This window comes from Brachybacterium massiliense (assembly GCF_900184245.1).
Lineage (GTDB): Bacteria > Actinomycetota > Actinomycetes > Actinomycetales > Dermabacteraceae > Brachybacterium > Brachybacterium massiliense.
Genome location: NZ_FXXB01000008.1, coordinates 777,697 through 797,000 on the forward strand (window position 1 = coordinate 777,697; position 19,304 = coordinate 797,000).

General features: G+C 71.5%; 18 protein-coding genes. 6 read left to right on the forward strand and 12 right to left on the reverse strand.

The genetic code is table 11. The annotated features are described in order from the left end of the window. Window positions 1-46: 46 nt before the first annotated feature. The 12 genes from BN4251_RS13630 to BN4251_RS13680 form a co-directional block, all read right to left on the reverse strand. Entirely contained in the window at window positions 47-1,087 is a 1,041-nt protein-coding gene (locus BN4251_RS13630) for a dihydrolipoamide acetyltransferase family protein (protein ID WP_245810424.1), read from the reverse strand. Next, entirely contained in the window at window positions 1,014-1,556 is a 543-nt protein-coding gene (locus tag BN4251_RS18760) for a biotin/lipoyl-containing protein (RefSeq protein ID WP_245810356.1), read from the reverse strand. Before BN4251_RS18760 ends, BN4251_RS13630 begins: the two co-directional genes overlap by 74 nt. A gap of 33 nt (window positions 1,557-1,589) precedes the next feature. Next, window positions 1,590-2,582: an alpha-ketoacid dehydrogenase subunit beta gene (locus BN4251_RS13635; RefSeq protein ID WP_087485602.1), complete on the reverse strand. Its 993-nt coding sequence runs from the start codon at window positions 2,580-2,582 to the stop codon at window positions 1,590-1,592. Then, the gene (locus BN4251_RS13640) at window positions 2,579-3,703 is read right to left on the reverse strand and encodes a thiamine pyrophosphate-dependent enzyme (protein WP_087485603.1); all 1,125 of its coding nucleotides are present in this window, start codon (window positions 3,701-3,703) and stop codon (window positions 2,579-2,581) included. Before BN4251_RS13640 ends, BN4251_RS13635 begins: the two co-directional genes overlap by 4 nt. Window positions 3,704-3,809: 106 nt before the next feature. Beyond that, window positions 3,810-4,670: a MurR/RpiR family transcriptional regulator gene (locus BN4251_RS13645; RefSeq protein WP_087485604.1), complete on the reverse strand. Its 861-nt coding sequence runs from the start codon at window positions 4,668-4,670 to the stop codon at window positions 3,810-3,812. Next, complete coding sequence (locus tag BN4251_RS13650; protein WP_087485605.1) at window positions 4,667-5,875, reverse strand: anhydro-N-acetylmuramic acid kinase; 1,209 nt, start codon at window positions 5,873-5,875, stop codon at window positions 4,667-4,669. The genes BN4251_RS13645 and BN4251_RS13650 overlap by 4 nt, the downstream gene beginning before the upstream one ends. Next, the gene (locus BN4251_RS13655; RefSeq protein ID WP_087485606.1) at window positions 5,875-7,335 is read right to left on the reverse strand and encodes a glycoside hydrolase family 3 N-terminal domain-containing protein; all 1,461 of its coding nucleotides are present in this window, start codon (window positions 7,333-7,335) and stop codon (window positions 5,875-5,877) included. Before BN4251_RS13655 ends, BN4251_RS13650 begins: the two co-directional genes overlap by 1 nt. A 3-nt stretch (window positions 7,336-7,338) precedes the next feature. Then, entirely contained in the window at window positions 7,339-8,166 is an 828-nt protein-coding gene (locus BN4251_RS13660; RefSeq protein ID WP_087485607.1) for a carbohydrate ABC transporter permease, read from the reverse strand. After that, the gene (locus BN4251_RS13665; protein ID WP_087485608.1) at window positions 8,163-9,140 is read right to left on the reverse strand and encodes a carbohydrate ABC transporter permease; all 978 of its coding nucleotides are present in this window, start codon (window positions 9,138-9,140) and stop codon (window positions 8,163-8,165) included. The genes BN4251_RS13660 and BN4251_RS13665 overlap by 4 nt, the downstream gene beginning before the upstream one ends. Continuing rightward, window positions 9,137-10,438 (reverse strand): sugar ABC transporter substrate-binding protein, encoded by a 1,302-nt coding sequence (locus BN4251_RS13670; RefSeq protein WP_087485609.1) that lies wholly within the window; start codon window positions 10,436-10,438, stop codon window positions 9,137-9,139. The genes BN4251_RS13665 and BN4251_RS13670 overlap by 4 nt, the downstream gene beginning before the upstream one ends. 256 nt (window positions 10,439-10,694) lie before the next feature. Beyond that, window positions 10,695-11,987: a Gfo/Idh/MocA family protein gene (locus BN4251_RS13675; protein WP_087485610.1), complete on the reverse strand. Its 1,293-nt coding sequence runs from the start codon at window positions 11,985-11,987 to the stop codon at window positions 10,695-10,697. Between the two features lie 87 nt (window positions 11,988-12,074). Next, window positions 12,075-13,433, reverse strand: coding sequence for an MFS transporter (locus BN4251_RS13680; RefSeq protein WP_087485611.1), 1,359 nt, complete (start codon window positions 13,431-13,433; stop codon window positions 12,075-12,077). A gap of 452 nt (window positions 13,434-13,885) precedes the next feature. Between BN4251_RS13680 and BN4251_RS13685 the strand changes: the two genes are divergently transcribed. The 6 genes from BN4251_RS13685 (at window position 13,886) to trpB (ending at window position 19,283) form a co-directional block, all read left to right on the forward strand. Then, entirely contained in the window at window positions 13,886-14,200 is a 315-nt protein-coding gene (locus BN4251_RS13685) for a hypothetical protein (protein ID WP_087485612.1), read from the forward strand. A 4-nt stretch (window positions 14,201-14,204) separates the two neighbouring features. Then, window positions 14,205-14,918 carry a hypothetical protein gene (locus tag BN4251_RS13690; RefSeq protein WP_087485613.1) on the forward strand — a complete coding sequence of 238 codons (714 nt, stop codon included), beginning with the start codon at window positions 14,205-14,207 and terminating at the stop codon, window positions 14,916-14,918. An 18-nt stretch (window positions 14,919-14,936) separates the two neighbouring features. After that, the gene (locus BN4251_RS13695; RefSeq protein WP_087485614.1) at window positions 14,937-16,046 is read left to right on the forward strand and encodes a peptidoglycan-binding domain-containing protein; all 1,110 of its coding nucleotides are present in this window, start codon (window positions 14,937-14,939) and stop codon (window positions 16,044-16,046) included. Then, entirely contained in the window at window positions 16,043-16,690 is a 648-nt protein-coding gene (locus BN4251_RS13700) for an ABC transporter ATP-binding protein (RefSeq protein ID WP_087485615.1), read from the forward strand. Before BN4251_RS13695 ends, BN4251_RS13700 begins: the two co-directional genes overlap by 4 nt. Window positions 16,691-16,872: 182 nt before the next feature. Further along, entirely contained in the window at window positions 16,873-17,775 is a 903-nt protein-coding gene (locus BN4251_RS13705; protein ID WP_140398447.1) for a permease, read from the forward strand. 200 nt (window positions 17,776-17,975) lie between these two features. After that, window positions 17,976-19,283, forward strand: coding sequence for a tryptophan synthase subunit beta (gene trpB, locus BN4251_RS13710; RefSeq protein ID WP_087485617.1), 1,308 nt, complete (start codon window positions 17,976-17,978; stop codon window positions 19,281-19,283). The last annotated feature ends 21 nt before the right edge of the window (window positions 19,284-19,304 follow it).

Genomic DNA, 19,304 nt, shown 5'->3' on the forward strand with positions numbered 1-19,304 from the left:
GTACCGACGACCGTGCCGGTGCCGTGCACAGGCTGCGGGGAGGCGCTCAACCCCACACGAGGCCGAGCGAGGGGTCCTCGAGCACGGCGGAGACATCGCGCAGCAGCTCCGCGCCGAGCGCCCCGTCGATCAGGCGGTGGTCGAAGCTCAGCGAGAGCGTCGCGACCTGTCGGGGCACGATCTGGCCGTCCACCACCCAGGGCTTCTGCTTGATCGCGCCGACGCCGAGGATCGCGGACTCCCCCGGGTTCAGGATCGGGGTGCCGGAGTCGATGTCGAAGACGCCGTAGTTGGTGACCGTGATGGTGCCGTCGCGGGTGTCGCGCAGCGAGGTGCGGCCCGCGCGCGCGGTGCGGGCGAGATCGCCGATGCCCTCGGCGAGCTCCCGCAGCGTCATCAGGTGCGCATCCTTGAGGTTGGGCACGATCAGTCCGCGCGGGGTGGCCGCGGCGATGCCGAGGTTCACGTAGTGCTTGTAGACGATCTCCTGCGCGGCCTCGTCCCAGGAGGCGTTGACCTCGGGGTTGCGGCGGATCGCGACCAGCAGCGCCTTCGCGATCACGGCCAGCGGGCTGATCTTGACGTCGGCCCATTCGCGCGCGGTGCGCAGCTGCGCGACGATCTGCATCGCGTGGGTCATGTCGATCTCGTTGAACACGGTCACGTGCGGGGCGGTGAAGGCCGAGGCCACCATCGCCTCGGCGGTGCGCTTGCGCACCGAGCGGATCGGCACCCGGGTGGTGCGCTCATCGCTGGTCACGCCCGAGAAGGGCTGGTCGCGCAGGCTCTTCATGGCTCCTGAGAGGCCCTCCGGAGCCTGCGGGGACTCCTCGGGGAAGTAGGCGGCGTCGGTGTCGCCGCCGATCGCGCGCTGCTGGGCGGCGAGCACGTCCTGGCGGGTGACGGTCCCCTCGGGGCCGGTGGCCAGCACGTCATGCAGCGCGATCCCGAGATCGCGGGCGAGCTTGCGCACGGGCGGCTTGGCGAGGATCCGGCCGATCGGCACCTGCTGATCATCCTCGGACTGCGCGGGCTCCGCACGGCGCCGACGCCGACGCTGCGGGGCGGCGCTCGCGCCGTAGCCCACCAGGTTCTTGGGCTCCTCGGCGCCGGACTGCTCCGCGGCAGGCTGCTCCGCGGTGGGCTCCTCGACGGGGGCGGCGACCTGCTCGGCCATCTCCTCGGCCGAGGGGTCCGGCTCCGCCTCGTAGGCCGCCCCTCCCGCGGGGGCGGGGGCGGCCTACGAGTCCCGCGGGGGCGGGGGCGGAGGCCGGGGCGGGTCCGCCGGAGGTGTCCACCTGCACCAGCCCCGAACCCACCGGGACCTCGTCCCCCACCGCGACCAGGATCGCGACGACGGTGCCGGCGACATGGCTGGACAGCTCGACGGCGCTCTTGGCGGTCTCGACCTCGACCACGGGGGCGTTGATCTCGATGCGGTCGCCGACGGCGACCTTGATCTCGAGGATCTCCGCCTCGGTGAGGCCCTCACCGGGATCGGTGAGGGGGATCGTCACGATCGACGGGGAGGTACCAGCGTTCTCGGCGGCATTCATGGTCGTGATCCTTTCACGCGGGGTGCGCGTCCGTCAGTGCTCGAGCAGGCGGTCCACGCCGTCGAGCACCCGGTCCAGGTCGGGGAGGTAGGCGTGCTCCATGCGCGCCGGCGGGTAGGGCAGGTGGTAGCCGCCCACGCGGAGCACCGGCGCCTCGAGGTGGTAGAAGCACTGCTCGGAGATGCGGGCCGCGATCTCTCCGCCGAGGCCGCCCAGCACGGGGGCCTCGTGCACGATCAGCAGGCGGCCGGTACGGCGCACCGAGTCGGCGATCGCGGGGTAGTCCACCGGGGCGAGGGAGCGGGCGTCGATCACCTCGAGGTCGATGCCGTCCTCGGCGGCGGCCTGGGCGCTCTCGAGCACGAGCGGCATGCTCGGGCCCCAGGCCAGCACCGTCGCATCGGTGCCGGCGCGCACCACCTCGGCCTGCCACGGGGAGAGCGCGGGGCGGTGGTCGGGGTCCACATCGCCCTTGACCCAGTAGCGGCGCTTGGGCTCGAGCATGATCACCGGGTCCTCGGACTCGATGGCCTGCCGGGTCATCCAGTAGGCGTCCTGCGCGTTCGAGGGGGCGAGGATCCGCAGCCCGGCGGTGTGCGCGAACAGCGCCTCGGGGCTCTCGGAGTGGTGCTCGACCGCGCCGATCCCGCCGCCGTGGGGGATGCGGATGACCATCGGCAGGTTCACGCTGCCGCTGGTGCGGTTGTGCATCTTGGCGACCTGGGTGGTGATCTGGTTGTAGGCCGGGTAGACGAAGCCGTCGAACTGGATCTCGACCACGGGGCGGTAGCCGCGCACGGCCAGGCCCACGGCGGTGCCGACGATGCCCGCCTCGGCCAGCGGCGTGTCCACCACGCGCTGGGAGCCGAACTCGGCGTGGAGCCCGTCGGTGACGCGGAAGACGCCGCCGAGCACGCCGATGTCCTCGCCCATCATCATCACGCGCTCATCGGCGCGCATCGCGTCGCGCAGACCGGCCGTGATCGCCTTCGCGATCGGGAGGTTCACCGAGGTCACCGCGCTCATGCCTGCTCTCCGCTCTGCTGGTCCTGCCCGTCGTCCTCGAACTGGGAGATGTACTCGAGGTACTCCTCCCTCTCCGCGTCGACGATCGGATGCGGCTCGGCGTAGGGGTGGTCGAACATCCGCACCGGGTCCGGGTCCTCCATGCCGTGGATGTGGTGGTGCAGCTGCATCGCGAGGTCGTGGGCCTCCTCGTCGCAGCGTGTCGCGTAGTCCTCGTCGATCTCGCCGAGCTGCTCGAGGTGGCGGCGCAGGCGCAGGATCGGATCCTTCGCGGCCCACTCCTCCTCCTCGGCGGCGGGGCGGTAGCGGGAGGCGTCGTCGCTGGTGGTGTGGGCGGCCATGCGGTAGGTGAGTGCCTCGACGAACACGGGCCCGTGCCCCGAGCGGGCTGAGTCCAGCGCCGTGCGCACCGCGCCGAGCACGGCGAGCACGTCGTTGCCGTCCACCCGCACCGAGGGGATGCCCCAGCCGCGCGAGCGCTGGGCCAGCGGCACCCGGGACTGCACCTGGGTGGGCACGGAGATGGCCCACTGGTTGTTCTGGGTGTAGAAGACCACCGGAGCCTGGAAGGAGGCGGCGAAGGTGAAGGACTCCGCGACCTCCCCCTCGCTCGAGGCGCCGTCGCCGAACAGGGCGAGCACGGAGGTGTCGGTGGTGGCATCGCCGGTGCCCACCACGCCGTCGCGCTGCAGGCCCATCGCATAGCCCACGGCGTGCGGGGCCTGGGAGCCGAGCACGATCATGTACGGGTGGGTGCGCAGGGCGTTGGGGTCCCAGCCGCCGTGACTGATGCCGCGGAACAGCTCGAGCAGGCGCCACGGCTCGATGCCGCGCGCCCAGGCCACGCCGTGCTCGCGGTAGGTGGGCACCAGATAGTCCTGCTCGCGCGCGGCGTGGCCGGCACCGATCTGCGCGGCCTCCTGGCCGAGCGCGCTGGCCCACAGGCCGAGCTGGCCCTGGCGCTGCAGAGTGGTGGCCTCGAGGTCCGCGGCGCGGATCATCACCATGTCGCGGTAGTAGCCGCGCAGACGCTCGGGCGTGGCCAGGCCGCTGCTCTCGAGCACCGCGTCCAGCTCGTCGTGCGGGGTGCGGGTGCCGTCGGCCGCGAGGAGCTGGACCATCGGCTCCTCGGCCGCGACGTCGGGGATCGTGGATCGGAAGACACTCACGGACGCGAGCGTAACCTACGGTGCCGTAAGTTCCAAGGAGCCTCGACCCGGCGGCGGCTCAGGGGCGGCGCGGCTCGAGCGCCCTGCGGGTGCGGCGCAGCGCGTCCTGGCCGGCGTCGGGCAGGCGTGCGGTGACCGCGATCAGCAGGCAGTCCGCGATCGTCAGCTGCGCGATGCGGGAGCTGGTGGCGCCCGCCCGGAAGGACGGCTCGCGGGAGGCGGTCAGCAGCAGGTGCGCCGCGCCGAGGGCCAGCGGGCTCGCGGGATCCCCGGTGATCGCGAGGGTGCGGGCCCCGCCCTCGTCGGCGAGCGCGAGCGCCTCGAGCACGTCGGTGGTGCGGCCCGAGTCCGAGATCGCGACCAGGCAGTCGAGCTCCCCCAGCCCCGCCACGGCCGGCAGCGCATCATGCGCACTGGTGAGGGCATGGGCGGACAGGCCCAGGCGGGTGAGCTTGTACTGCAGGTCCATCGCCGCGAGGCCCGAGGCGCCGGCCCCCACCAGCACGATGCGACGGGAGCCGACGAGCACCTCGGCGACCTGCTCGAGCACCCCGATATCCAGCAGCCGCACCGTGTCCCGCACGGCGCGGCCATCCGCGGCGGCGATCCGGGAGACGGAGACGGCCAGGGGGTCGGCGGCGTCGATCGAGATGGGGAAGACCAGCTCGTCCTCCTGGCCTGCGGCGCGCGCGGCCTCCTCGACCAGGGCGCGGCGGAAGTCGCGGTAGCCGCTGTAGCCGAGCTCGCGGGCGAAGTTCACCACCGAGGACTGGGCGCAGTCCGCCGCGGCGGCGAGCTGGTCGATGGTCAGCCGGCCGGCGGCGACGGGGTCGGCGAGCACCACATCGGCCAGGCGCCGCAGCACGGGCTGGAGGTCGTCGCGCCGCCCGCGCAGCCGCGGCAGCAGCGGGGGCGTCACGCCTCCGCCCCGGGCGGGTCGAGCACAAGGCGGTGCACGGGCAGGTGATCCGTCTCGGCGCTGTCCAGGGTGCGCAGGCCGTGGGGCGGGGTGAGGGAGCCGAGCACCACGGGGCGCCGGGCGCCGGTATGGGCGGTGCCGTCGGGGCGCTCGAGGGTGCCGGGGATCCCGTGCGCGCCGTGGTGGCCCAGCAGCGCGATCAGCAGCGCCTCCTTGCCGTCGGCGGGGATGCCGAGGTCATCGGCGCTGTGCAGGGGGATCGGGTCCAGGTGCGCGGCGAGTCGCTCGAGCAGCAGCGGGTTGCGGATCCCGCCGCCGGAGGCGACGACGCGCCGCGCCGGGGTGCGCTCGATCCCGCGGGCGATGGTGACCGCGGTGAGCTCCACGAGGGTCGCGAGCAGGTCGGGCAGGGTCAGGGCCTCGAGCGCCTGCTCGCCGAGCTGCCGGCGCACGTAGCCGCCGTCGAAGTGCTCGCGGCCGGTCGAGCGGGGCAGGGGGCGGGCGTAGAAGGGCTCGCGCAGCAGGGTCTCGAGCGCGGAGCGGCTCACCGTGCCGGTGCGGGCGATCTCGGCGTCGAGGTCCGCGCCGCGGCCGGTCGCGGCGTGCACCGCGGCGTCCAGCAGGGCGTTGCCGGGGCCGAGGTCGCCGGCGAGCACCTCCTCGGCGCCGACGAGGGTGAGGTTGGAGATCCCGCCGATGTTCAGCACGGCGGTGGGGATGCCGCCGGTGCCCAGCAGCAGCTGGTCCAGCAGCGGGGCGAGCGGAGCGCCCTGCCCGCCCGCGGCGACGTCGGCGGTGCGCAGATCCCAGAGCACGGGCAGGGAGGTCGTCTCGGCGATCCGTGAGGCGTCGCCGATCTGGAGCGTGGCGCGGACGGTGCCGTCCTCGGTCACGTCGTGGTGGAGGGTCTGGCCGTGGGTGGCGATCAGGTCGGCGCCCCCGTGCCGGGCGAGCACCGCGGCGGCGGCTCCTGCGAAGGCGTCCCCCACCGCGGCGTGCAGGCGGTTCCAGGCGGCGACGTCGGCGGGAGCGGGCGGCAGCACGGCGCGCAGCGCATCCTGGGTGGCGCGCGGCCAGGGCTCCTCGCCGGTGTGGAGCATGCGGGCCCGCAGCGTCGAGGGGTCCGCGGCGTCGCGCGTGAAGTCCACCACCGCCACGTCGATCCCGTCGAGGCTGGTGCCGGACATCATCCCCAGCACCCGCATCAGCGCTCGCCTCCCCGCAGGGCGGCGACGGCGGCGCGCATCATGGTGCGTCCCCCGCCGTGGGCGAGCACCAGGCGGCGGTGGTCGGGGGCGGCGTCGGGCACGCCGGTGTGGACCACGATCGCGTCGGGGCGGCGGGCCAGGAGCTCGGCGAGGCGAGCGCCCTCCTCCGCGTCGCTGCGCGGCAGGCGGGGGAGGATCAGCAGCTGCGACGCGGGGTCGATCTGCCCCGGGTAGTCCGGCTCCTGGGCCTGCACCCCGCACTCGCGCAGGGCGTGGACCAGCTGCTGGGAGCGGGCGCCGGAGGCGTGCTGGGCGCGGAAGCGCACATCGGCCACGGTGACGGGCCCGGGCTCGAGGGCGGCGCGGCGGGTGCGGACGGCGCGGGCGGCGGCCTCCGCGCCGAGCTGCTCGGCCTGGCGCAGGGCGTCCGCGAGCGGCATCGCGGGCACGAAGCGCCGACGGGTGCGCAGCGTGTGCAGGATCCCGCGGGTGCGCTCGGCGCGGGCGCGGAGGCTCTCGCGGGAGATCCGGCCCGTGGCCGCGGCCGCGAGCAGCGCGTCATGGGCCTCGCGCAGCATCTGCTGGTCGTCGCGGCGGATCGAGGTGCCCAGGCACAGCAGGTCGGCATCGGCCTCGAACGCGCGCACCACGGCCTCCCCGTATCCGGGGTCCTGTGCGACGGCGCCCATGTCCAGGGCGTCGGTGATCACCAGCCCGCGGTACCGGCCGCCGGCCGCGCGGTCCAGCAGCGGCCGGGACCAGGGGGAGATCGAGGCGGGGCCCTCGCCATGGGCGGGGACCAGCACGTGCGCGGTCATCACGCTGTCCAGCCAGGGCACGATCCCCCAGGGTGCGAGGTGCTCGCGCTCGAACTGGCGGGCCTCGAGGTCGATCAGCGGCAGGGCGGTGTGGGAGTCGGTCGCGGTGGCGCCGTGGCCGGGGAAGTGCTTGGCGCAGGTGCCCAGACCCGCCTCGACCAGGCCCGCGGCGAAGGCACGGGCGTGGGCGGCGACCCGGTCAGGGTCGTCGCCGAAGGCCCGGGTGCCGATCACGGGGTTGGCCGGATCGGTGGAGACGTCGAGCACCGGGGCGAGGTCGAGGTCCAGGTCGCAGGCGGCCAGCACGTCCCCGAGGGCGCTGCCCACCGCGCGGGTCAGCTCGGTGTCGTCGATCTCGCCGAGCGCCCAGGCGGTGGGCAGGGACGAGCCGGTCGCGGACTGGATCCGGGTGACGTCCCCGCCCTCCTCGTCGATCGCGACCACGCAGTCCGCGGCCCGGGCGTGCACCGCCTCGGCCAGGCGCCGGGCCGTGGGCGGATCGGGGGTGTTGTGCCCGAACAGGATCACCGAGGCGAGCCCGGCATCCAGCGCCTCCCCCACCCAGTCGGGCAGGTCGGTGCCGGTGAAGGGCGCCATCAGCACGCCGAGGGCATCGGGATCCCAGGTGGTCTCTGCCATCTCTCAGCCTTTCACGGCACCGGCGGTCATGCCCTTGGCGAGGTTGCGCTGGACCAGCACGAAGAAGAGCACCACGGGCAGGGTGATGATCGTCGAGGCGGCCATCACCGAGCCCCAGTCCGCGGTGTTCTGGGTGAAGAAGGTGCGCAGGCCCACGCCGACGGTGTACTTCGAGCTGTCCTGCATGAAGGTCAGCGCGAAGATGAACTCGTTCCAGGCGGTGATGAAGGAGAACACCGAGGTGGCGACCAGGCCCGGCGCCACCAGCGGCAGCAGGATCGAGCGGAACATCCGGAACCAGCCGGCGCCGTCGATGTAGGCGGCCTCCTCGAGCTCGCGCGGGACCGCCGCGACGAAGCCGCGCAGGTTCCAGATCGCGAAGGCGAGGGAGAAGCCCAGGTAGACGATGATCAGCCCCAACAGGGAGTTGAGCATCTGCAGGTTCCTCGCTTGGAGGAACAGCGGGATGACCAGCGCCTCGAGCGGCACCATCTGCACCATCAGCACCATGATCAGCACCTGGGTGCGCAGGCGGAAGCGGAAGCGCGCCACGGCCACCGCGGCCAGCAGCGCGACGATCGCGGAGAGCACCACGGTGCCCACGGCCACGATCACCGAGACCCGCACGTAGCGGAGAAATCCGGCGTCGACCAGCACGTAGCGGAAGTGGTCGAGGGTGAAGCCGCTGGGCAGCAGGCTCGCGCCGCGCGAGAGAGGGCTGGTGTCCACCGCGGTGGAGAGCATCCAGTAGAACGGGAACAGGCTCAGCGAGATCAGCACGACCACGCCGATCGCCTTGCCGGCCGTGGAGGCGGGCGTCTTGCGGTTCACAGCTCCTCCTCCTTCATCAGCGTGCGGATGTAGACCACGGAGATGAGCAGCAGCAGGCCCGTCAGCAGCACCGCGATGGTCGACCCCATGCCGTACTCGCCCTGGGCGAAGGACTGGGTGTAGGACCACACGCCGAGGTTCATCACCTCGCGGGTGGTGCCGTCACCGCCGGGCATCAGGAAGATCTGCACGAACACCTTGAAGTCCCAGATCGTGGAGAGGATGACGCAGACGGCGATGATGGGGCGCAGGGTCGGCACGGTGACGCTCCAGAAGCGTCGCCAGGCGGTCGCGCCGTCCATCGCGGCGGCCTCGTACAGCTCGTGCGGGACGGTCATCAGCCCGGCCAGCATGGTCACGGCGATGAAGGGGAAGCCGTGGTAGACCACGTTGATCGTGGCGATCGCATAGAACGTCCACCGGTTGGTGAACCAGTTGTAGCTGCCGGCCTCCATCAGCCCGAGCCCGTCGAGGGTGGAGATCACCAGTCCCGACTGCGGGTCGAAGAGCCACACGAAGATGTAGGTGCCGGTCAGGGCGGGGACCGCCCAGGCGACCATGATCGCGGTGGTCGAGATCGATCGCCACACCGTGCCCAGCGAGTTCAGGAACAGCGCGACCACGGTGCCCACGATCATCGTCAGCACCACGCACACCAGCGCGAAGCCGACGGTGTTCGGCAGGACCGTCTTCCACAGGAAGGGGTCCGAGAGCACCTGGAGGTAGTTGTCCAGGCCCACGTAGTTGGTGTCGCCGCGCAGGAGGTTGCGCAGCTCGTAGTCCTGGAACGACAGGTTCAGCACCCGCAGCATCGGCCACAGCAGCAGCACCCCGAGCACGAGCAGGCCGGGGGCGAGCAGGAGCCAGGGTGCGGCGGCGCGGCGGAGGCGGCGCCCCAGCGGGACGGTGCGGCGGTTCAGCACCGCCGCGCCGTCCCGCGGGACGTCGGTGTCCACGGTCGGGGTCGAGCTCATTCGGAGAAGAAGCCGTCCATCTCGGCGGCGGCCGTATCGGCCGCCTCCTGCACCGGGGTGCCCTCGAGCACGGTGCCCACCAGGGTGGTCATGGTCTTGGCGCCCTCGATCTTGCCCCAGGCGGGGGTGACCGGGACGGTCTTGCCGCCCTCGGTCATCTGCTGCGCGAAGACGGCGGTGAGCTCGTCGCCGCCGGCGACCACCTCGTCCATCGCCTCGATGGTGCCGGGGAAGTAGTTGGTCTCCTCGGCCCAGCGGGTGGCGAAGTCGCCGGTGGTGACCAGCTTGATGAGCTCGAAGGCAAGCTCGGGCTCCTGGGTCTCGGTGAAGCGGCACACCAGGGAGCCGCCGAGGAAGGACGGCGCGACGGGGCTGTCCTTGGCGGGGATGGTGAAGGCGACCAGCTTCTCGGCCAGCTCGGGGTTGTCCTGGCGGATGGTGGCGGGCACCCAGGAGCCGGTGATGAACATCGGCACCTTCTCCTGCAGGAACTCGGCGAGCGCCTCGGTCTCCACCCAGGTGGTGGCCGCGGCGGTCGAGGAGTTGTGCTTCAGGGCCAGGTCCGTGTACCAGGTCAGGCCCTCGACGGCCTCGGGGGAGTTGATGGTCGCGGTCCAGGCGCCGTCGGCCTCCTGGGCGATCTCGCCGCCCGCTCCCCAGATGAAGGGGGTCGCGGAGAAGATGCTCGCCCCGGGGACGGGGAAGGAGATCCAGTCCGGGTTGTGCTCCTCGAGCGTGGTGATCATGGTCAGCAGCTCGTCCCAGTTCTCGGGCTGCGAGTTGACCCCCGCCTCCTCGAGCATCTCGCGGTTGCCGAGGATCGAGCGCACGCCCGCGTACCAGGGCATGCCGTACATCGCGCCGTCGAGCGTGCCCGCCTCGACGAGTCCCTCGACCAGCCCCTCGGTCAGGCCCGCGGCCTCGATGTCCTCGGTGAGGTCGTCGAGCCCGCCGGCGTCGGCGAACTCAGGCACCCAGGTGGTGCCGACCTCGGCGACGTCCGGGCCGGTGCCGCCGGCCATGGCGGTGACGAACTTGTCGTGCGCGCCCTCCCAGGGCTGGACCTGCACGTCGAGGGTCGCTCCGGTGGCCTCGGTGAACGCGGTCTTGAGCTCTTCGATGTAGGTGTCGGCGCTGGCGTTGGTGCCCTCCATCAGCCAGAAGGTGAGGGTCTTGCCCTCGCCGTCCACCTCTCCGCCGGAGCCTCCGGAACCGCCGGAGTCGCCTCCGCAGGCGGCGAGGGCGAGGGCGGCCGAGCCTGCCGCGCCGGCGGCCAGGACGTGTCGTCGAGCGATCATGGATGACTCCTTCGTCGGTCCTCCGACTCGGCGCCGCGTCGCGGACCGGTCGATGAGAAAACTTCATTCCACTGCGTTTCGGGAGTGAAGTTACCACTTGAGCGACGCCTTGCCATCCCCCGGATCACGTCGTGCTCCGACTGTTACACAACCCCCTTGCCGAATTGGCGAGCCCCTGCAGCCCCTCGTCAGCCCTCGCGCACGGACGACGGGCCCGGCACCTCGCGGTGCCGGGCCCGTCGGGGGTCGCGCCGCATCACTCGGTGACGGCGCCCTTGGCGGCCTCCTGCGCGGCGTACAGCGCCTCGAGGTCGATCGGCTCCTGCTCGGCGTCGAGGTCCTGCACCGGCAGCGGGCAGTCGCCGAGGTCGTGGATCGGCAGCCGCTCGCCGCCCTGGTTCATCGACTGGTGGGCGATGACGCCGGGGAGGGTGTAGCGGGCGGCCTGCCAGGCGTTGACCATGGGCTGCATGCCGTCGACCACGGCGCGTGCGAAGTCGTCGACCAGGAAGTGGTGGGCGCCCTCGTGTCCGTTGGGCATGCCCTGGAACTCCTTGGGCAGGCGTGCCTGGTGGTGGGCGGGCGCGGCACCGGCGACGAAGGCGTCGCGCAGCGCCTCGGAGACGTCCGCCAGGCGCGGGTCGTCCAGGCTCATGGTGGCCTGGGTGCTGATCAGATCGGTCACCTCGAGCACGCGCTGCTTGTCGTGCCAGTAGGTGACGTCGATGGTCTCCTCGAAGCTGGACTCCTCGCCGAAGAAGCGGAAGCGGGATTCGCGCTTGTGGCTGGGGTAGCCCACGCGGCGCAGCTCGTTGGTGCGGAAGGCGCCGCCGTTGTCCATGCCGAACAGGGCGAAGGCGTTGGAGACGTCGTTGCCGAACATTGAGACGTCCTTGTCGAAGACGCCATCGCCGCGGGTATCGGGGCGGCCGAGCGCCGAGACGGAGGTGGCGTGGCGCTCCCCCAGCACTCCGAGGATGCCGCCGATGGAGTGGGTGGGGTAGAGCAGGGGCGGGTAGGAGGCGGTGGACCTCCACTGCTCGCCGCCGGAGTACTTGTAGGCGTCATAGAAGCCGAGGTCCATGTCATGGACATAGTCGCCCTCGGCGTAGAACACCTCGCCGAAGGCGCCGGTGCGGTGGATGCGGCGGGCCAGCACCACAGCGGCGTTGTACTGGCTGGTCTCGCCCATCATGTACACCAGCCCCGTGCGCTCGACCTCTTCGGTGATCTGGCGGATCTCGTCCTCGTGGATCGCCATCGGCACGGCGGAGTAGACGTGCTTGCCCGCGCGCAGGGCGGCCAGGGCGTGCTCACCGTGAGTCCAGCGCTGGGTGAAGATCGCGACCGCGTCGACGTCCGAGGCCAGCAGCTCCTCGAGCGTGTCGTAGCGGCCCGCGAAGCGCACGCCTCGTGCTTCGACGGCGTCGATCCGCTCGGGGACGGAGTCGACGGCGTAGAGCGCGTCGATCTCGGGGTGGGCGGCGAAGAGCTCCGCGAAGTGGGAGCCGAACTGGCCGATCCCGACGATGCCCAGCGTGAACGACATATTTCCTCCTTGAAAGTAAGTGACGGGGGCAACGCTACGCCAGGGAGCACCCGGACGGCAAGCCGCTGGCGGCGCTGTCCGGAGCCCTCAGAGCCGGCGCCAGCGGCCCGAGCGCCACACATCGCGCCACGGCGGCACGTCCTGCCCGCGAGCGGCCATCCGTCGCCGCAGGTTCTGCCTGGTCACGAGCATCCCCACCACCCCGATCGCGAGCATCGGCAGCTGCACCGCGAAGGCCAGGCGGAAGGCCTCGAGGTCATAGTTCCCGTCGGGCCGCAGAAGGTCCAGCACCACGCCGATCAGCAGGATCGCGGTGAGCCCGCCGAGGAACCCGCCCATGATCACCACGCCGGTGGCGGTGCCCAGCCGATGCCGGGCCAGATCCGTGCGCGGGAAGTCGAAGCCCACGCTGCTGGCCGGCCCGCCGATCGAGAAGCCGGCGACCAGCACGATCAGCAGCCAGATCGGGGCGGGCCCGGGCCACAGCACGAGCGCCGCGAGGGGCACCACGATGGCCGCCACGATCAGCAGCACGAGCGTGGAGCGGCGCAGCGGATGGCGCTGGGTGAGCGCGCCGATCAGCGGCCCTCCGATGATCGCGACGACCACCAGCACCGTCATCACCGCGGAGGCCGCGGGCCGGCTGAGCCCCTCCCCCGCCGTGAGATACGGATAGCCCCACATCATCGAGAAGGCGATGCCGGTGAACCCGGCGGTGTAGTGGGTGAAGAAGCCCAGCTGGGTGGAGGGGTGGCGGAGGATGCGGGCGAGCACCAGCGGGATCCTGCGCAGGTCCTGCCGCTGGCGCGGGCGCGGAACCCCGGGCGGGGTCGCGCGGACCACCAGCAGCACCAGCAGCGCGGCGATCGCGCTGAGGGAGGCGGCCGACGTGAAGGCGGTGCCCCATCCGGCCACGCTCAGCACCGCCACGAAGGGCACCGCGGAGGCGATCTGCCCCACCTGGCCGAGGATGCCGGTGAGCTGGGTGAGCACCGGAACCCGTCCGGCGGGGAACCAGGCCGGGACCAGACGGATCGCGCTCGAGAAGGTCAGCGCGTCCCCGGCGCCCAGCACGATGCGGGCGATCATCGCGGTGCCCACGGTCTCGGTCTGTGCCATCAGCAGCTGGCCCGCGCCCATCAGCAGCGCGCCCGCGACCAGGGTGACGCGGGAGCCGTAACGGTCCAGCAGCATCCCGGCGGGGATCTGGGCGAGGGCGTAGACGCCCAACTGCAGCACCACGAAGCTCGAGACGATGGTGGCGGAGGCACCGAAGCGATCGGCCGCCTCGAGCCCGGCGACGCCCATGGTGGTGCGCTGGAGGACCGCGACCGAGTACGCCATCACCGCGCCGATCCAGACCACGTACGCGCGTGCCCCGCCCAGACGGGACGCTACGGGCCGAGACGGCTCCGACGGGGGCGCGACGGAATGTCGCTCGGCCATTCGTTACTCCGCCCCCTATACCCGTCGACCTGCGGCCGCCGTCGTTGTCGGCCGTCGTCGTGCGCCGGTGCGGCCCGCCCTAGGCTACCGCCTAGGAATCGGGCGGGACCAGCGTGAGTCGCAGCTCTCGCCGACGCGAGTCGGCGGGGCTCGAGGCGACCACGGCGCCCGCGGACCGAATCCGTGACCCGCTTCCTGGCGCGCCTGCTCCTGATACCTGGCCGACCAACCAGACCCCGGTGGTCGGGAGTACTCACAAGGTAACGGGTAGATTCAGGAATGGCCGCACTCAACCCGTCGAATATCGTGGGTCGCAGCCCAAACAGCCAGAACTACTGAGTGGCCTCTGATAGATCACAAATGGGTAACACTCCATCAACCATCCCCCAGCGGCCAAGGTTACGACTACCTTGCGGGGTAACTCATATCACTCACGTTCGAGGAGGCGCATCATGAAACGACGCTTGTCCACCCTGGCGGCGACGTTGCTCATTGCCCTACTGGGGCTCAGTGCAGCCCCGGCGCTCGCTGCCACTGAATCCGGCTCGATCAACTGCAGTGCAGGGGGCGGCAAGGTCGGGGTTCGGGCTGAGCAGCAGCGCCTCGGCGCCCTGTCGGCCACCGTCAACGGCTCCACGCTTTTCAGTGTCAATGGTTATTACCACTACTCCAAGACATCGCTGGTTTCCAGCGGTAACTGGAGCGCCTCATCGAACACCTTGCTCTACAGCGGAACCTACGCCTGGTGCCAGGGCGGCATCGGCTGACCTCATGCGGCTTCGCACTTCGCCGACCCGCTGGGTACTGACCGCGATCCTCGCAGTAACAGTGCTCGGCGGGTGCAACGCACCGTTCAACGAAACCCCCGACGACCCGACGCCCGACACGATCGACGCCAGCACCTGGGCGCCGAGCCAGCCGATCTCGCATCCCACCTACACCGAGGCCGAACAGTTGGAGTGGCGAGAGGGATGGCTCATCTCCATGGCGCAGGAGAGCGGTATGGTAGATCCTCCGGAAGTCGATCTCATCCGCTGGACGACGTCGATGCGGGAGTATCAGGAATCTTACGCAGAGTGCTCCACGAATGCGGGTTTCCCGCAAACCCTAGATACACTCGGACTGCCGTACTTCGATCCTCCCCCGCCAGCCTCTCAAAAAGAGGCGCTCGATCTCGTGCTGTACACCTGCAATGCCCAGTATTCGCCTTTGCCTCAACTCATGGACGACTGGTCCCCCGACCAGCTCGGGCTCCTCTGGGACTACTGGAACGAAGCGTTCCTGCCCTGTCTCGAGGCTCAAGAAGTGGAGCTCCCCGATGGCCCGGTCCCTTCGCGCGAGACCTACGTCGAGACCTTCTACAGCGATCCAGATTCACGCTGGTGGCCTTACGAGGCGTTGTTCTCCCTCCCCGAGGACCGGCTGGACCCTGTAGCGGCAATGTGCCCGCCCTATCCTCCGGATGAACACTTCTACGGTTCCTGACGCCCACCGAAAGCCACCATGACCTCCGGTTCCCGCTCCCCCGCCCGGCTCCTGCTACTGGTCCTGCTGTGCCTCGTGCTCCTCGCCGCCGCGTTCTGGGCGGGGCGCGTCACCGTCGGCCCTTCTCCGATCGACGCCGTGGAGGAGACGGGCGCACCAGTCGTGACCGTCAGCACTCAAGAGGTGGGCCGCTCCTTCACCCTCGTCACGACGGTGACCCAGAGCTTCGCACCGATCGCGGTCAACTCCCTGACAGGCACCGTCACCGCGGTCGGCGAGCCGGGGCCTGTCGACATCGGAGACCTGTTGTACGCGGTGGATCTCGTCCCCGTGCGCGCTGTGCCGGGCGAGGTGCCGTTCTACCGCGACCTCGAGCCGGGCTCCCGCGGTGACGACGTCGCACAGATCCAGGACGCCTTGCGGGAGCTCGGCCATCTCGGCCATGAGGCCGACGGGAACTTCGATGCCGCGACGGAGCGGGCCGTGCGGGCCTGGCAGCGGGAGTCGGGACGCCCCGCCACCGGATCTCTGCCCCACGGCGAGCTCGTCGCAATCCCCCACCTTCCCAGCCCCGTCCGGCTCGACTCCACGGTGGTCGGCGTCGGGCTCCAGGTCGCCGGCGGTGAGACAGCAGTGACGGTCCCGGCCGGTGAGCCTCGATTCGTCATGTCGGTGTCCACGGCGCAGGCGCAGCTCATCCCGTCCGACGCCACCTTGACGGTGCACTCCGGCGAGGACTCATGGCCAGCGATCATTGCCGAATCGGGGCCGGGCGACACCGGGACGGATCTCGTCCTCGCTGCGCCGGACGGCGGCCCGGTCTGCGGCGAGCAGTGCGCGAGCCTCTCGGGCGCCGAGAGCCTCAACCTGATGACCGACGTGCTCCTCGTCCCCGCCCAGTCCGGCCCGGCGGTCCCGCAGGCCGCGATCCTCACCGGGGCCGACGGCCGCACCACGGTCCGCCTCGCCGGCAGCGGCGAGAGCGTCGAGGTGACGGTCCTTGGCGTGCAGGACGGGATCGCCGTGGTCGACGGCCTGAGCGACGGCCAAGAAATCCAGCTCCCGCAGGGCGATGCACCGTTGGAGACCAGCGGGGACAGTCCCCCGGCCTCGGACGGTGGAGAATGACGCGCCCCGTCCTGGCCGTGGCCGACCTGCGTTTTCGGTACTCGCGGCGCGGAGAGGAGATGTACCACGGCCTCGACCATTCCTTCGTGCCCGGCACCGTCACCGCACTGACCGGTCCCTCCGGCCGGGGGAAGTCGACCCTGCTGTACGTCCTCGGCCTCCTCCTCACCCCCATGTCCGGGGCGGTGTCCCTCGCCGGTCGGGCCGTGTCCTCGGCTCCCGACGCCGAGCGCTCTGCCCTGCGCGCCCGGCGCTTCGGCTTCGTCTTCCAGGACGCCGAACTCGATCCCACCCGCACGATCCTCGACGCGGTGTGCGAGGCCGGCCTCTACGGCGGAGGTCGGCCCGGCGAGCTGCGCTCCGCAGCGACGACGTTGCTCACGCGTTTCGGCCTCGATCATCGGGCCGCCCACCGCCCGGGGCAGATCAGCGGCGGGCAGGCGCAGCGCGTCGCGCTCTGCCGGGCGCTGCTGAACGACCCCGACGTCGTGCTCGCGGACGAACCCACCGGCAACCTCGACCGCGACAACGCGAATCTGGTGCTCGGGGCGCTCGCCGATGTCGCGGCGGAGGGGCGTACGGTCATCGTCGCGACCCACGACGAGCACGTGGTCGACCGCTGCGACGAGATGCTGGCCCTGTGAGACCCGCGATCTTGCTCCGTGAGGCGGCGGCGAGCGCCCTCGCCGCCCGCATCCCGTCGGCCCTTGTCGTGTTGGTCTCTGCAGCGATGTGCCTGGTCGCTATCCTCACGGCGGGACAGGCGGAGGCGAGCCGGCGCGCCATCCACGAGCAGCTCTCGGGACCCGATGCCCGGCTGCTCTCGATGACGGCCGAGGTCGGCGCGGAGTTCATCAATCCCGCGACCGTCGGCGTCCTCCAGGGGCTCGACGACGCCGAGGCCGTCCTCGCGCGCACGCCGGCCACTGACGTGGTAAACGCTGCGCTCGGCTCCGGGAGCGACGCCGCGCCCCTGTGGGACGTCACCGGGGACCTGCCGCAGGCGGTGACCCTCATCGGCGGGCGCTGGCCCGCACCGGGAGAGGCCCTCGTGTCGGAGCGCGCGCAGGAGGTGTTCGGTCTCGAGACCGGGGTCGGGGCCGTCGAGACGGTCGACGGTCGCCAAATACCCGTCGTCGGGATCTACGCCCCCACCGATGCCTTCGCGCACCTCGACAGCGGCGTTCTCGGCGCGACGGATGGCTCGGCGCGGCTGTCTACGGTCGACGTACTCGCATCGTCCCTCGCCGCGGTCGCGCCGATGCACAGCGCCGCGCTGGCAGTCCTCGCGCCTCCGGACCCGACGATGATCACCGTCTCCTCACCGCTCACTGCCGCCCGGACGGCGCTCGAACTCGATGCGCAACTCGCGGCCTCGGCGCGGCAGCTTCTGGCGATCGTACTCGGCGCGGGGCTCTTCCTCGTCGCGACGGTCGTGCTCGCGGACGTGATGATCCGCAGCCGCGACCTCGGCCGCCGTCGCACTCTCGGCATCGGTCGGCTCGATCTCGTCCTGCTCGTCTCGGTGCGCACGGCACTCGCGGCGGTGCCCGGCGCCGCTCTTGCAGCCGCCGCCGGCTTGAGCCTAGGGATGGCCGACGCGATGGTGCCACCGAGGGTCGTCGTCGCGATCGCCGTGCTCGGTATCGCGACGGCGTTCGCGGCCGCGGTCCCTCCGGCAGCCTTCGCGGCGCGACGTGACCCGGTCCGCGTGATGCGCACGGCTTGAGGGCATCGCCTGGGACGCATGAGTCGATGCACGTCGTGCCGCCCCACCCCTATACTCATCACCATGCGTATCACGATGACCTGGTGGACCGCCTGAGGGCGGTTCCCTGTCGCATGCGCTGACACCGAAGCCGCCCGTCGCCGGGCGGCTTCTTCTGCAATGACGCAGCCCGGGACGGGCCCATACCTCGAAGGACCCTCATGACCGGCACCGCTCCCGCCCCCACGACCGCACCTGCCGCGCCGACCGCCGAGCCCCGCACTCTGGCGGAGGCCGCAGACCTCACCCGCTCCCCCGAGTTCGCCGGGAACACCGGCGGCGGCTTCGGCGGCTTCGGCGGAGCGGACCTGCCTCCGCCGCTGGTGGGTCCGATGGCGGAGGTCGCCGCCGCGTACCAGGAGGCGCGTCACGATCCGGAGTTCTACGCCGAGTACACCCGCCTGCTGCGGGACGTCGTGGGCCGCCCCTCGCCGATCACCGCGGCGGACCGCCTCTCCGACGGCCTCGGCGGGGCCCGCATCCACCTCAAGCGTGAGGACCTCAACCACACCGGCGCCCACAAGATCAACCACACCATCGGTGAGGCCCTGCTCGCGAAGCGGATGGGCAAGCGCACCCTGATCGCGGAGACCGGCGCCGGTCAGCACGGGGTGGCGCTCGCGACCGCTGCAGCCCTGGTGGGCCTGGAGTGCGAGATCCACATGGGAGCGGTCGACGTCGCCAAGCAGCACCCCAACGTGGTGCGTATGCGCCTGCTCGGGGCGAAGGTGGTCTCGGTCGAGGCCGGCCAGCGCACCCTCAAGGAGGCGGTGGACTCGGCGTTCGACGTCTACGCCGCAGATCCCGAGCGATACCTCTTCGCGATCGGTTCGGTGGTGGGCCCCGCTCCCTTCCCCGACCTGGTGCGGGACTTCCAGTCGGTGGTGGGCCGCGAGGCCCGCTCCCAGTTCCTCACGACGCACGGCCGCCTCCCGGACGCGGTGATCGCCTCGGTGGGCGGCGGCTCGAACGCGATGGGCGCGTTCACGGGCTTCCTCGAGGACCGCGAGGTGCGCCTGATCGGCGTCGAGCCCGGCGGCCAGGGCGATGAGGCGGGACAGCATGCGGCGACCATGAGCTTCGGCTCCCCCGGGATGCTCCACGGCATGAACACCCTGGTGCTGCAGGACGCGCAGGGCGAGCCCGCAGAGGTCCACTCGATCGCCTCGGGCCTGGACTACCCCGGCGTCGGCCCCCAGCACGCGCACCTGGCGGAGGTGGGGCGCGTCGAGTACGTCAAGGAGGGCGATGACGCGGTGCTCGCCGCGTTCGTGGAGCTCAGCCGCAGCGAGGGCATCATCCCGGCGCTCGAGTCCGCACATGCGCTCGCGCACGCGATCCGGATCGCGCCGACGCTCCCCGCGGAACAGAACCTGCTGGTGAACCTCTCCGGGCGCGGCGACAAGGACATCGACTACGTCGCCGAGCGGATCGGGATGACGGGCGAGGCCGACGAGATCGTGCGCTGAGGGTCCGCGGCGCCGAGCGTC

Coding starts and splice junctions, on each gene's coding strand:
- BN4251_RS18760 (WP_245810356.1), bottom strand. CDS start 1,556: ATGAATGCCGCCGAGAACGCTGGTACCTCCCCGTCGATCGTGACGATC.
- BN4251_RS13635 (WP_087485602.1), bottom strand. CDS start 2,582: ATGAGCGCGGTGACCTCGGTGAACCTCCCGATCGCGAAGGCGATCACG.
- BN4251_RS13640 (WP_087485603.1), bottom strand. CDS start 3,703: ATGGTCCAGCTCCTCGCGGCCGACGGCACCCGCACCCCGCACGACGAG.
- BN4251_RS13650 (WP_087485605.1), bottom strand. CDS start 5,875: ATGCGGGTGCTGGGGATGATGTCCGGCACCAGCCTCGACGGGATCGAC.
- BN4251_RS13655 (WP_087485606.1), bottom strand. CDS start 7,335: ATGGCAGAGACCACCTGGGATCCCGATGCCCTCGGCGTGCTGATGGCG.
- BN4251_RS13665 (WP_087485608.1), bottom strand. CDS start 9,140: ATGAGCTCGACCCCGACCGTGGACACCGACGTCCCGCGGGACGGCGCG.
- BN4251_RS13670 (WP_087485609.1), bottom strand. CDS start 10,438: ATGATCGCTCGACGACACGTCCTGGCCGCCGGCGCGGCAGGCTCGGCC.
- BN4251_RS13675 (WP_087485610.1), bottom strand. CDS start 11,987: ATGTCGTTCACGCTGGGCATCGTCGGGATCGGCCAGTTCGGCTCCCAC.
- BN4251_RS13680 (WP_087485611.1), bottom strand. CDS start 13,433: ATGGCCGAGCGACATTCCGTCGCGCCCCCGTCGGAGCCGTCTCGGCCC.
- BN4251_RS13685 (WP_087485612.1), top strand. CDS start 13,886: ATGAAACGACGCTTGTCCACCCTGGCGGCGACGTTGCTCATTGCCCTA.
- BN4251_RS13690 (WP_087485613.1), top strand. CDS start 14,205: ATGCGGCTTCGCACTTCGCCGACCCGCTGGGTACTGACCGCGATCCTC.
- BN4251_RS13695 (WP_087485614.1), top strand. CDS start 14,937: ATGACCTCCGGTTCCCGCTCCCCCGCCCGGCTCCTGCTACTGGTCCTG.
- BN4251_RS13700 (WP_087485615.1), top strand. CDS start 16,043: ATGACGCGCCCCGTCCTGGCCGTGGCCGACCTGCGTTTTCGGTACTCG.
- BN4251_RS13705 (WP_140398447.1), top strand. CDS start 16,873: ATGACGGCCGAGGTCGGCGCGGAGTTCATCAATCCCGCGACCGTCGGC.
- trpB (WP_087485617.1), top strand. CDS start 17,976: ATGACCGGCACCGCTCCCGCCCCCACGACCGCACCTGCCGCGCCGACC.